Here is a 12,624-nt window from a genome sequence, read left to right as displayed (position 1 = left end):
ACGTTTTCATTCAAGGATAGTTTCATGGCAGCCATCAGCTTCAGCAATATCGATCAGTCAGCATTGCAGGCATACCGCGCTAGTGTTCTCCATTTCACCGCCGATCCGGCCCATCATGCAGATGCTCATCAATGGCATGAAGATGGCCTGCTGCTGATTGCCGACGGCAAGGTGGTGGCAGCTGGCGACTATCAGCAGTTGTCGGCGCAATTGCGCGCCGAGCTGAAAACCGAACTGAAGATCCAGGATTACCGCGGCAAGATCATCATGCCGGGTTTTATCGACACCCATTTGCACTATCCGCAAACCGACATGATCGCCTCGCCGGCGCCGGGCTTGCTGCCTTGGCTGGAAAAATATACGTTCCCGACCGAGCGCAAGTTTGACGATCCGGCCCACGCCAGCGATGTCGCCAAATTCTTTATCGACGAATTGCTTCGCTGCGGCACCACCACTGCGATGGTGTACTGCACAGTCAATCCGACTTCAGTCGACGCCTTCTTCAATGCCAGCGAAGCGCGCAATCTGCGGATGGTGACCGGCAAGGTTCTGATGGACCGGAACTGCCCGGATTTCTTGCAAGATACCGCTGAAGGCGGCATCCGCGACACGGAAGAATTGCTGAAGAAATGGCACAAGCGCGGCCGTCAGTTGTACGCAATCACACCCCGTTTCGCGCCTACCTCCAGCAACGCTCAGCTGCAACTGGCAGGCGAGCTGGCACAGGCTTATCCGGATGTGTACCTGCAAACTCACGCCGCGGAAAATATCGATGAGATTGCATGGGTCAAATCTCTGTTCCCCGATTCGCGCAGCTACATGGATGTGTACGACAAATACGGCATGTTGCGGCCGCGTTCCATGTATGGCCATTGCGTCTGGCTCGACAACCATGATCGTCAACGCATGGCGGAGACACAATCGGCCATCGCGATTTGCCCGACTTCGAATCTGTTTCTAGGCAGCGGCTTGTTCGATTTCAAAGGCGCCGATGCAGCAGGAATGCCACTGTCGCTGGCTACCGATGTCGGCGGCGGCACCAGTTTCTCCATGCTGCAGACCATGAACGAAGCCTATAAGGTGGCGCGTATGGCAACCACCTATCTGCCGGCGCTACGCATGTTTTACCTGGCTACGCTGGGCGGTGCGCGCAGCATGCAACTGGAAGGAACTATCGGCAATTTCGTCGCCGGCGCCGAAGCCGACTTCATTGTACTCGATCCGCAGGCTACGCCACTGTTGGCGCGCCGCAGTGAGCGTACAGAGAGCCTGGAAGAGTTGTTGTTTGCGCTGGCGTTGCTGGGGGATGACCGGACTATTGCTGCTACCTATGCCGCCGGACAATTGGTGCATAGCCGGGCTGCAGCGAGCACCTAGGACGTAGAGTGGGCACGTATGCCCACCCTACGCCTAATCCGATATCAAGGCTGCAGCATGTATTTGTTTTCACTGACGCATTCATAGCGCTGCAAAACATTACCACTGTCGTCGACACTCTCCAGATACACATCGAACTGCCACAGGCGCGCCATGTGCCGTAATATTTCATCGGTGCCGTCTGCCAACGGCCGGTCGTCGCTACGGAAATGGCGCAATGTCAGACTACGGTCGCCGCGCGTGTTAACCGACCAGACCTGGATGTTCGGTTCCCGGTGGTTGATGTCGTATTGGCGCGACAAGGCTTGCCGCACGTATTGATAGCCGGCCTCATTATGGATGGCAGAAACCTCCAGCTCACTGCGACGTTCATCGTCCAGCACGGCAAACAGACGCATGTCGCGTATCAGCTTCGGCGACAGATATTGAGCGACAAAACTCTCATCCTTGAAATTGCGCATCGCGTAATGCAAGGTATCCAGCCAAGGCGTTCCTGCCAGCTCGGGAAACCATTCGCGATCCTCGTCGGTTGGGTGTTCGCAGATACGGCGGATATCGGTCATCATGCCAAAACCGAGTGCATAGGGATTCATGCCGCTGTAATACGATTTGGTGACCGGTGGCTGATACACCACGTTGCTATGCGAGTGCAGGAATTCCATCATGAAACCGTCGGTCAGCTTGCCTTCGTCGTACAGCGTGTTGAGAATGGTGTAATGCCAGAACGTGGCCCAGCCTTCATTCATGACCTGAGTCTGGCGCTGCGGATAAAAATACTGTGCGATCTTGCGCACGATGCGAATCACTTCGCGCTCCCAGGATTCCAGCAGCGGCGAATTTTTTTCGGCGAAGTACAAGAGGTTTTCTTGCGTCTCAGACGGAAAACGTCCGTCAATCTGCTCGGCTGCTCCCACCTTTTTTTCAGGTAAGGTACGCCACAATTCATTGACCTGCGACTGCATGTAATCCGCGCGTTCGCGCCGCTGCGCCCGTTCTTTTTCCAGCGACAATTTCTGCGGCCGCTTATAACGGTCGACGCCGTAATGCATCAGCGCATGACAGGAATCGAGCAATTCCTCGACCTTGGAATAACCGTGGCGCTCTTCGCATTCAGCGATGTAGCTCTTGGCATAGACCAGGTAATCGATGATCGCGTGGGCATCGGTCCACAGCTGGAACAGGTAGTTACCCTTGAAAAAAGAATTGTGCCCGTATGCCGCATGCGCCACCACCAGCGCCTGCATCGTCATGGTGTTTTCTTCCATCAGATAGGCGATACACGGATTCGAATTGATGACGATTTCGTAGGCCAGCCCCATCTGCCCGCGCTTGTAGTCGCGCTCCGTCATCAGGAAATGCTTGCCGAACGACCAGTGCCGGTAATTAACCGGCATGCCAGCCGAGGCGTAGGCATCCATCATCTGTTCAGCGGTAATGATTTCCAGCTGGATCGGATAGATATCCAGCTTGTAATTCGCGGCAACGCGGGCAATCTCTTCGTTGTACAACTCGATCAGATCGAAAGTCCAGTCGGATGGGCAAGGCAACACTTGATTTTTCAGACGGTCGTTCATGACTGCACCTGTTTCTCAAACAGCTCACGGAACACCGGATAGATCTCGCTGGCGGACTGTACTTTTTTCATCGCAAACTGTGGATTGACCGCGGCGATCTGCTGGTACTCGGTCCACAAATTCTGCTCTTCCACCGTTACCTGGATATAGGCGAAATAGCGTGAGCGCGGCAGTATCTCCAGCTCCAGCAGCTCCCGGCATTTCGGCGAATCGTCGTTCCAGTTGTCGCCATCTGAGGCCTGGGCGCCGTAGATATTCCAGTCCCCCGGCGGATAACGCTCGTCAATGATCTTCTTCATCAATTCCAGCGCGCTCGACACCACCGTGCCGCCGCTTTCCTGCGAATGAAAGAATGTATCTTCATCGACCTCGTCGGCGCGCGTGTGATGACGGATGAAGACGACTTCGATATGTTCGTAGTTACGGGTCAGGAACAGATAGAGCAGAATAAAGAAGCGCTTCGACAAGTCTTTCCGTTGCTCGTCCATCGAACCCGACACGTCCATCACGCAAAACATCACTGCCTGGCTGGATGGTTGCGGCACCTTGACCCGGTTCACATAGCGCAGGTCGAAAGGATCGATGAACGGGATGCGCCAGATGCGGCCTTTCAGATGATGAATATCGTCTTCCAGGCGTTTGATTTCATCGCGCCGGTCCTCTGGATCCGCTTTGAGCACTTCCATCAACAGCTCCAGCTCGCGCAGCTTGACCACCAGCGGCGAACCAAGCGCAATCCTGCGCCCCAGCGAACTGCGCAGCGAACGGACGATATCGATATTATTAGGCGTGCCGGCGGTCGAATAACCGGCGCGCATGTTTTTCCAGCTCGGCACCGCCAGCAGATTAGTCTTGATCAGGCGCGGCAATTCCAGGTCTTCGAAGAAATACTGCATGAATTCCTCGCGCGACAACTGGAACACGAATTCATCTTCGCCTTCCCCCTGATTGCTGGCCGAACTGCCGCCACCGCCGGCGCCGCCATCCGGGCGCGCAATGCGGTCGCCTTGCAGATAATCCTGATTGCCGGGATGGACCATCTCGCGCTTGCCGCCCGGACCGTGACCGAATATCGGCTCGTTGATCCCTTTGCGCGGAATGCTGATGCTTTTGGCGTTTTCGATTTCCTTGATGCCGCGATCGCGCACGGCCTCGGTCACGGAGCGATGAATAGCCGCCCGGAAGCGCCGTAAAAAGCGCTCTCGGTTGGCAATGCTTTTGTTCTTGCCAGACAGTCTACGGTCGATTATCTGATGCAACACGGTCGGCTCTCCTAGGGTGAGTCGCTGGTACTTTTATCCAATGCGTACCGAATGCGCACCTTACGACGATTTGCGCACGCGCAGATACCATTCGCACAGCAAGCGTACCTGTTTCGGCGTGTAACCCTTGCTGACCATGCGATTGACGAAATCTTCATGCTTGCGCAACTCTTCGTTCGAACCTTTGGCGTTGAATGAAATAACCGGCAACAAATCCTCGGTATTCGAGAACATTTTTTTCTCGATCACCACGCGCAGTTTTTCATAGCTGGTCCAGAGCGGATTCTTGCCGGCGTTCGAGACCCGTGCGCGCAACACGAAATTGACGATTTCGTTACGAAAATCCTTGGGATTGCTGATCCCTGCCGGCTTTTCGATTTTTTCCAGTTCGCCGTTCAACGCAGCGCGGTCAAAACTTTCACCGGTGTCATGGTCGCGGAATTCCTGATCCTGGATCCAGAAGTCGGCATAGGTGACGTAACGATCGAAGACGTTCTGGCCGTATTCGGAATACGACTCCAGATAAGCGGTCTGGATTTCCTTGCCGATAAATTCAGCATAGCGCGTTGCCAGCGTATCCTTGACGTAGGACAGGTATTTTTGTTCCAGCTCCTGCGGAAATTGCTCGCGTTCGATCTGCTGCTCCAGCACATACATCAGATGCACCGGATTGGCGGCGACTTCAGTCGAATCGAAGTTGAATACGCGTGACAGTATCTTGAAAGCGAAGCGGGTCGAGACCCCGTTCATGCCTTCATCCACGCCGGCATAGTCGCGATATTCCTGGTACGACTTGGCTTTCGGGTCGCTGTCTTTCAGATTGTCGCCGTCATACACCTGCATTTTCGAGAAAATGCTGGAATTTTCCGGCTCGCCGAGGCGAGTCAGGATAGAAAATTGCGCCATCATTTTCAACGTGCCCGGCGCGCAAATCGCTTTTCCCAGCGAAGACGTGCGTATCAGTTTTTCGTAAATCTTGATTTCTTCCGACACCCGCAGGCAGTACGGCACCTTGACGATGTAGATACGATCCAGCAGAGCTTCATTGTTCTTGTTGTTGCGGAACGCCTTCCATTCCGATTCATTCGAGTGCGCCAGGATAATGCCGTCGAACGGAATCGCGCCAAAACCTTCCGTGCCCTTGAAGTTGCCTTCCTGCGTTGCAGTCAGCAGCGGATGCAGCACCTTGATCGGCGCCTTGAACATTTCGACGAATTCCAGCAAACCCTGATTGGACAAGCACAGGCCACCTGAATAACTGTAAGCATCGGCATCGTCCTGCGAATATTGTTCCAGCTTGCGGATATCGACCTTGCCGACCAGGCTTGAAATGTCCTGGTTGTTTTCGTCGCCCGGTTCGGTTTTGGAAATGGCAACCTGCCGCAAGATCGACGGATAGCGTTTGACTACGCGGAATTTGCGGATATCGCCGTTGAATTCATGCAGGCGCTTGACGGCCCACGGACTCAGTATCGATCTCAGGTAACGGCGCGGGATGCCGTATTGTTCTTCCAGGATCGCGCCATCCTCTTCGTAATCGAACAGACCCAGCGGCGACTCGTTGACCGGCGATCCCTTGAGAGAATAAAACGGCACATGTTCCATCAACTGTTTGAGACGTTCGGCGATCGACGATTTACCGCCGCCAACCGGACCAAGCAGATACAGAATTTGTTTACGTTCTTCCAGGCCTTGCGCCGCGTGCCGGAAATAAGCGACCACTTGTTCGATCACTTCTTCGGCGCCGTAGAATTCCTTGAACGCCGGATAAACCTTGAGCACCTTGTTGGCAAAGATGCGTGACAAGGAAGGATCGTGGCGCGTATCAACCTGATGCGGCTCGCCTATCGCCATCAGCATGCGTTCCCCGGCTGTTGCGTAACAGCTGGGATCAGTCTTACAAAGCGCAAGATATTCTTCTAAGGAAAACTCTTCTTCTCTGGTTTTGTCGAACCGACTCGCAAAGCTGCTGTAGATATCCATATCACCCCCGCATCAACGATGTTGCGAAAACAAATTGAAGATTACTTCTACCGAGTTTGACCTCTTCAGATACTTGCAGTTCCTTGACCGGCTGACCACACTTTCGATGTGGCCCAGAAGAGGATTACACGATTTGATTCTAAACCTTTTTCTAAGTTGCAACAGGGTTTTTCCGTTTTACACCACCTTGCTTCTTACTTTTTACCTTTTACTTTTCATTCCAAGGTGCGACCTTGAATAAAATCAACATCCCCGGCAACGCCAGTACGAAACACAAAATGAAAAAATGGAACCAGCCGGTTTCCGCAACAATGTAACCGACCGAAGAATTGATAAAGGTACGTGGCACCGCAGCAAGGCTGGTGAACAAGGCGTATTGGGTTGCGGTGTAGCGTGGATCGGTGGTGCGCGCGATATAGGCAACGAAAGCCGCGGTGCCGAGGCCGACCCCAAACGCTTCGCCGCCGATCACGATAGCCAGCACCAATGGGTCGGGACCGGCTTGCGCCAGCCAGGCAAAGCCGAGGATGGTCACCGCCTGCACCACGCCGAAAATCCACAAGGCGCGATTAATCCCGATCTGCACCATCCAGATGCCGCCAACCAGGCCGCCGACCAGGCTGGCCCACAAGCTGGTGGTCTTGGAAATCAGGCCGATCTGCGTCAGCGAGAAACCGATATCGATATAAAACCTGGTAGCAAGTGCGGTTGCCATGCTGTCGCCGAGCTTATACAGAAAAATGAAGGCCAATATCCACAGCGCGCTACGCCAGCCATCGCGCGCAATAAACTCTTGAAACGGTAACAAGACGGCTTCCCGCAGGTTCTTTGGCGGTGCGCCGTACACGCTCGGTTCCTTGATCATCAAGGTGCAGATCAAGCCCGGCAGCATGAATCCTGCGGTGATCCAGAATACCGCCTGCCAGCTCATGTGATCGGCCAGGAACAGCGACAAGGCGCCCGGCACCATGCCCGCCACTTTATAGGCATTGACGTTGATCGCCGCGCCAAGACCTTGTTCGCTATCCGGCAGGATCTCGCGCCGATAGGCATCGATCACGATATCCTGGCTGGCCGACAAGAACGCCACCACAGAAGCCATGAAAGCAATCGTCGCTATCTGCGTGTGCGGATCGAGCATGCCCATGCCGCCGATAGCGACGAACAAGCTGGCCTGGGTCAGCATCATCCAGCTGCGCCGGCGCCCGAGTTTGCCGAAATGGAAGCGGTCCATCAGCGGCGACCACACGAATTTCCAGGTGTAAGGAAACATTACCAGCGCGAACAGGCCGAGCGCCTTCACATCCAGGCCGGATTTACTTAACCAGGCTTGCAGCAAACTGAGGAGGATAAACAGCGGCAGGCCGGAACTGAAGCCGAGGAAGGCGCAAATCAGCATGCGCCGGTTGAGATAGTGATGCCAGGAATTTGAATCTGATGTCATGGATGCGCCCGCGGCGGCGGGGAGTTTAGGGTATGCGACCGGCCTACAGTTGCAGACTGGGGCCTAAAATCGCCGTCTAGGCGACCCCGTCATTCCCGCGAACGCGGGAATCCATGTTGACTGTAAAATGGATCCCCGCGTTCGCGGGGATGACGTGGCTAGCGTTTTACCAAAATAGTTATGCGGCCATATTTATTTCTTGCGAAAGCGGAATACCGCAAGACTACCACGCCAGTTCGGCAGCAGCGTTATCGGCTGGCCATCATGCAGGGCTACGCATTCGAGCACTTCCAAACCGACTTCGTTCGCCAGTTCCTCAAAATCCTTGATGGTGGCGCAACGCAGGTTAGGCGTGTCATACCATTCGTACGGCAAACTCTTGGACACCGGCATGCGGCCGCGCATTAACGCTACCCGGTGCGGCCAGTAGGCGAAATTAGGGAAGGACACGATCGCTTCGCGCCCGACCCTGGCGATATCGCGCAATACGCCTTCGACATTTTTCATCATTTGCAAAGCCGACAGGCACAGCACGGTATCGAAGGCATCGTCGGCAAACAGGTTCAGCCCGGCTTCCATATCCTGCTGGATCACCGAAACGCCGCGCGCCACGCACGCCGGGATCTTGCTGTCATCGATTTCGACGCCGTAGCCGGCGCATTGTTTGTCGGATTGCAGATAATCGAGCATGACGCCGTCGCCGCAGCCCAGGTCGAGTACTTGCGATTCGCCGCGTACCCAATGTGCGATAAAGGCCAGATCCGGACGCAAACTGCTTAGTTGATCAAAATTCATTTACTGCTCCTGCCACTTCAGTGACTGCATTCGATACGGCCGGCTGCGCCAGCTCCTGCCAGATGCGGTTGTAGTATTCGCCCACCACCGCCATGTAACGCGGGTCATCCAGCAAAAAAGCGTCGTGGCCGTGCGGTGCGTCGATCTCGGCATAACTGACGCGACGTTTATTGTTGACCAGCGCCTGCACGATTTCGCGGCTGCGTTCCGGCGAAAAGCGCCAGTCGGTCATGAACGATACGAGCAGGAATTGCGCCTGAGTCTTGCTCAAGGCGAGCGTCAGATCGCCGCCGAACTCCTTGGCCGGGTCGAAATAATCGAGGGCCTTGGTGATCAGCAGATAGGTATTGGCGTCGAAATATTCAGAAAATTTATCGCCCTGATAGCGTAGATACGATTCAATTTCAAAATCGATGCCAAAGCCGAACTGGTAGACGCCGGAACGCAGGTCGCGCCCGAATTTTTCCGCCATGTCGTCATCCGACAGATAGGTGATGTGCCCCACCATGCGCGCCACGCGCAAGCCGTTCTTGGGCACCACGCCATGGGCGTAATAATCGCCGCCATGAAAGCCTGGATCAGTCAGGATGGCCTGGCGCGCGACGTCGTTGAAAGCGATATTTTGCGCCGACAGTTTAGGCGTCGAGGCGATTACCACGCAGTGGCGCAGACGGGTCGGATACATCAGACTCCAGGCCAGCGCCTGCATGCCGCCCAGCGAACCGCCCATGACGGCGGCAAATTGCGTGATGCCCAGCGCATCGGCCAGGCGCGCCTGCGCTTGCACCCAGTCCTCCACGGTCACTACCGGGAATTCCGCGCCATACGGCTTGCCGGTGGCGGTATTGATATGCATCGGGCCGGTGGAACCGAAACAGGAACCCAGGTTGTTGACGCCGATGACGAAGAATTTATTGGTGTCGAGCGCCTTGCCAGGCCCCACCATATTGTCCCACCAGCCGACATTTTTTTCGTCGTCCTGATAGACGCCGGCGACGTGATGCGAAGCGTTCAAGGCATGGCAGACCAGCACCGCATTCGATTTGTCGGCGTTAAGACTGCCATAGGTTTCGTACACCAGCGTGTAATCCGCCAGCAGCGCGCCGCTTTGCAACTGTAGCGGCGTCGCGAAATGCATGGATTGCGGGGAAACTATTCCGAGGGACATGGTAGGGACCTGATCCTGATAACAATAAAAAAAGCCCGAGAGCTTTCGCTAATCGGGCTAAATTCTGGGCTTGTACTTCAAGCTCGCTTTAGCCGTATTTATTTAGCATCGCCTGATCCGGGGATCGGGTGATGCCGCGCGCCCGCAAGCTGAGGTGTGAAACCATTCAAATCGGCGCGATAACTCAAGAATAACCAAGTCGGGGCTTGGCGTCAATGTGGGGTGGATGGTTGTAGGGTGGGTGTTGTAGGGTGGGCATGCATGCCCACCCTACGCGATATCAGGCCGGCATGCGCATCTGGCTGACAGCCGCTGCAATCGCGCTCGGCTCTGTATTACGCAGGATTTTTTTGGTTTGCGGCATCAAGTCGTCCAGATCGCTGTTCAGCACTTCCTGTTTCACCGCCAGCAACTGCGCCGGATGCATGGAAAACTCCAGCAAACCCATGCCCAGCAACAAACGCGTAAATTTGACATCGCCCGCCATTTCGCCGCATACCGACACCGGGATCCCGGCTTTGCGGCCTAATGCAATCACAGTTGACAACAAAAACAAGACCGCCGGGTGCAGCGGGTTATACAAATGTGCCACTTCGTGGTCGACGCGGTCGATCGCCAGCGTGTACTGGATCAGGTCGTTGGTCCCGATCGACAGGAAATCCATGCGTTTGATAAACATCGGCAAAGCCAAGGCCGCCGCCGGGATTTCAATCATGGCGCCGATCTGGATGGTTTCGTCGAAAGCAATACCTTCATCGCGCAATTGTTGCTTGGCCTGCGCGATGATTGCCAGGGTTTGATCGATTTCAAAGGCATGCGCCAGCATCGGAATCAGCAGTTTCACCTTGCCCAAGGCGGAGGCACGCAAAATTGCCCGCAATTGCGTCAGGAACAGTTGCGGCTCTGCCAGGCAATAACGAATCGCGCGCAAACCCAGCGCCGGGTTCAACGCGGTTTGCTCCTCGGTATTGATCGGTTTGTCGGCGCCGACATCCAGTGTGCGGATAGTCACCGGCCGGCCCTTCATTGCCGTCACCGCCTGCCGGTACGATTCGAACTGCTCCTCCTCGGTCGGTAGCTCATGTTGCGGGCCGATCCGGCCCATGAACAGGAATTCCGAGCGGAACAGGCCGACGCCGCTGGCACCCGATTCCATCGCTGCCGCACAGTCGCTAGGCAGCTCGATGTTGGCCAGCAAGGTGATCTCGGTACCGTCCAGGGTAACCGCACGGGTCTTCTTGATCTTGCCTAGCTTCCTGCGTGCACGCAGCAGACGCGCTTGCCGTTCCCGATATTGCTTAAGTATCACCATTGCTGGATCGACAATTACTACACCGGCATCGCCGTCAATGATGATCCAGTCATCCTGCTTGATCAGCCGGGAAGCGTTATTCATGCCGACCGCGGCTGGAATGTCCAGGCTGCGCGCCACAATTGCAGTATGTGAGTTCTGGCCGCCAAGATCGGTGACGAACCCGGCAAAGGCGCGGTCACGGAATTGCAACATGTCGGCCGGTGAAATGTCATACGCGACCACCACGATATTTCCGTAGGACGCGCCATTGCTATCCACTTCCGGTAATCGGGTGGAAGTACCGGTCAGCACTTTCAGCAGACGCTCGCCGACTTGCAGCACGTCCATTTTGCGTTCGCGCAGATAGGTATCTTCGATTTCGTCGAACTGCGCCGACAACTCGTCGATCTGGGTCACCAGCGCCCATTCGGCGTTGTATTGGCGGTTACGGATGATATCGAGCGACATCTCGGCCAGCATCGGATCCGACAGGATCAGCAGGTGGACATCGACAAAGGCACCTAGCTCGGGCGGGGATTCTTTGGGTAAATCGCTGCGGATGGTCTGCAGTTCGGTGCGCACCCTGGTCACCGCGTTTTGCAAACGCTGGACTTCCGCTTCGACCTCGGTTTCGCCAATCAGGTAGTGTTTGACGTCCATTGCCGCCGGCGCCAGCAAATGGGCGCGGCCGATCGCGATGCCGCGCGAAACCGGAATGCCATGTAAGGTAAAGGATGCCATCTGGTCAGCCCGCTGAAAAGAATAAGATTTTATCAATTGCGAGACAGAGTCTAAACGCCGCCACGCCATACAAGGAGGCTAGCGGCAATACTCCATCTCCAAGGCAACCGGGCTTAGAACTGTCGAAGGGTGCTTGATTTCAGGCCGTTTCACTATAGGCCGTTTCACTGTCGGCCGTTTTACTCACCTTCGCCAAATTTATCTTGAATTAGCTGATATAAGGCATCAAAGCAGTTTTTCTCATCCTCGCCGTCGGCTTCCAGCAATATCGTGCTGCCTTTGCCGGCTGCCAGCATCATCACACCCATGATCGACTTGGCGTTGACGCGACGCTTGTTGCGGGTCATCCAGACTTCACATTTGAATTTGCTAGCCAGTTGCGTAAATTTGGCTGACGCGCGAGCGTGCAAGCCGAGTTTGTTGACGATTTCGATTTCTTGTTGAATCATTTGTCTTTTGTTTAATATTTGATTTATTGAAAGACTCGGCTCCGGCGCTAATGAATCAGTGCGCCACCCGCACCCGATTATCGACTCGCACCGCCCCGCCCTGACCGCCGGCCAACGCCATTTCGGTCACCACATCAAGGGTATCGTTACGATAGGTCAAGGCGCGCAGCAGCATCGGCAAACTGATACCGGCAATCACCTGAGTCTGGCTGCCGGTGCAAAACGGCAGTGTGCAATTGGACGGCGTGCCGCCCATGACGTCAGTGATCACCAACACCCCGGAACCATCGTCCAGCCTCGCCGCAGCTTGTTTTGCCAGTTTTTGCACTTCAATCGGATTCTGGTCGGCGATCACGTCGATCGCTTCGAGTCGCTCCGGCGTCTGGCGAAACACGTGAGAGGCAGCTGCGATGAATGCCTGGCCCAGTGGGGCGTGGGTTAAAAGAAGAATGCCAATCATAGTTTCAATCTCAAATCCTGCTTGCGGATTTGTCCGGGTTTATAGCGGTTTTACAACAACAACCATCCTGTTTCGCG

General features: G+C 55.2%; 10 protein-coding genes. 1 reads left to right on the top strand and 9 read right to left on the bottom strand.

Annotation, left to right across the window (positions count from 1 at the left end; genetic code table 11):
- The first annotated feature begins 24 nt into the window (after positions 1–24).
- A complete protein-coding gene (gene guaD / locus KHU29_RS08595; protein ID WP_211452397.1) occupies positions 25–1,377 on the top strand; it encodes a guanine deaminase in 1,353 nt (450 codons plus the stop codon).
- Between the two features lie 44 nt (positions 1,378–1,421).
- On the opposite strand, the gene KHU29_RS08590 is transcribed toward guaD, so the two are convergent.
- The 9 genes from KHU29_RS08590 to KHU29_RS08550 form a co-directional block, all read right to left on the bottom strand.
- Complete coding sequence (locus KHU29_RS08590) at positions 1,422–2,951, bottom strand: SpoVR family protein (protein ID WP_211452396.1); 1,530 nt, start codon at positions 2,949–2,951, stop codon at positions 1,422–1,424.
- Positions 2,948–4,213 carry a YeaH/YhbH family protein gene (locus KHU29_RS08585; RefSeq protein ID WP_211452395.1) on the bottom strand — a complete coding sequence of 422 codons (1,266 nt, stop codon included), beginning with the start codon at positions 4,211–4,213 and terminating at the stop codon, positions 2,948–2,950. Before KHU29_RS08585 ends, KHU29_RS08590 begins: the two co-directional genes overlap by 4 nt.
- 60 nt (positions 4,214–4,273) lie before the next feature.
- Complete coding sequence (locus KHU29_RS08580; RefSeq protein ID WP_211452394.1) at positions 4,274–6,196, bottom strand: PrkA family serine protein kinase; 1,923 nt, start codon at positions 6,194–6,196, stop codon at positions 4,274–4,276.
- Between the two features lie 208 nt (positions 6,197–6,404).
- Positions 6,405–7,640, bottom strand: coding sequence for an AmpG family muropeptide MFS transporter (locus KHU29_RS08575; protein WP_211452393.1), 1,236 nt, complete (start codon positions 7,638–7,640; stop codon positions 6,405–6,407).
- Positions 7,641–7,832: 192 nt separating this feature from the next.
- Positions 7,833–8,435 carry a methionine biosynthesis protein MetW gene (gene metW, locus KHU29_RS08570; protein ID WP_211452392.1) on the bottom strand — a complete coding sequence of 201 codons (603 nt, stop codon included), beginning with the start codon at positions 8,433–8,435 and terminating at the stop codon, positions 7,833–7,835.
- Positions 8,425–9,603 carry a homoserine O-succinyltransferase MetX gene (gene metX, locus KHU29_RS08565; protein WP_211452391.1) on the bottom strand — a complete coding sequence of 393 codons (1,179 nt, stop codon included), beginning with the start codon at positions 9,601–9,603 and terminating at the stop codon, positions 8,425–8,427. Before metX ends, metW begins: the two co-directional genes overlap by 11 nt.
- Before the next feature lie 280 nt (positions 9,604–9,883).
- Positions 9,884–11,638 (bottom strand): phosphoenolpyruvate--protein phosphotransferase, encoded by a 1,755-nt coding sequence (gene ptsP, locus KHU29_RS08560; RefSeq protein WP_211452390.1) that lies wholly within the window; start codon positions 11,636–11,638, stop codon positions 9,884–9,886.
- Between the two features lie 179 nt (positions 11,639–11,817).
- Complete coding sequence (locus tag KHU29_RS08555; protein WP_211452389.1) at positions 11,818–12,087, bottom strand: HPr family phosphocarrier protein; 270 nt, start codon at positions 12,085–12,087, stop codon at positions 11,818–11,820.
- A gap of 55 nt (positions 12,088–12,142) precedes the next feature.
- The gene (locus KHU29_RS08550; RefSeq protein WP_211452388.1) at positions 12,143–12,547 is read right to left on the bottom strand and encodes a PTS sugar transporter subunit IIA; all 405 of its coding nucleotides are present in this window, start codon (positions 12,545–12,547) and stop codon (positions 12,143–12,145) included.
- Between the last annotated feature and the right edge of the window lie 77 nt (positions 12,548–12,624).

The sequence above is a fragment of the Collimonas antrihumi genome, assembly GCF_018304965.1.
Lineage (GTDB): Bacteria > Pseudomonadota > Gammaproteobacteria > Burkholderiales > Burkholderiaceae_D > Collimonas > Collimonas antrihumi.
This window is presented reverse-complemented; position numbering and strand designations above follow the sequence as displayed.

Coding starts and splice junctions, on each gene's coding strand:
- KHU29_RS08590 (WP_211452396.1), bottom strand. CDS start 2,951: ATGAACGACCGTCTGAAAAATCAAGTGTTGCCTTGCCCATCCGACTGG.
- guaD (WP_211452397.1), top strand. CDS start 25: ATGGCAGCCATCAGCTTCAGCAATATCGATCAGTCAGCATTGCAGGCA.
- metX (WP_211452391.1), bottom strand. CDS start 9,603: ATGTCCCTCGGAATAGTTTCCCCGCAATCCATGCATTTCGCGACGCCG.
- KHU29_RS08550 (WP_211452388.1), bottom strand. CDS start 12,547: ATGATTGGCATTCTTCTTTTAACCCACGCCCCACTGGGCCAGGCATTC.
- KHU29_RS08580 (WP_211452394.1), bottom strand. CDS start 6,196: ATGGATATCTACAGCAGCTTTGCGAGTCGGTTCGACAAAACCAGAGAA.
- ptsP (WP_211452390.1), bottom strand. CDS start 11,638: ATGGCATCCTTTACCTTACATGGCATTCCGGTTTCGCGCGGCATCGCG.
- KHU29_RS08555 (WP_211452389.1), bottom strand. CDS start 12,087: ATGATTCAACAAGAAATCGAAATCGTCAACAAACTCGGCTTGCACGCT.
- KHU29_RS08575 (WP_211452393.1), bottom strand. CDS start 7,640: ATGACATCAGATTCAAATTCCTGGCATCACTATCTCAACCGGCGCATG.
- metW (WP_211452392.1), bottom strand. CDS start 8,435: ATGAATTTTGATCAACTAAGCAGTTTGCGTCCGGATCTGGCCTTTATC.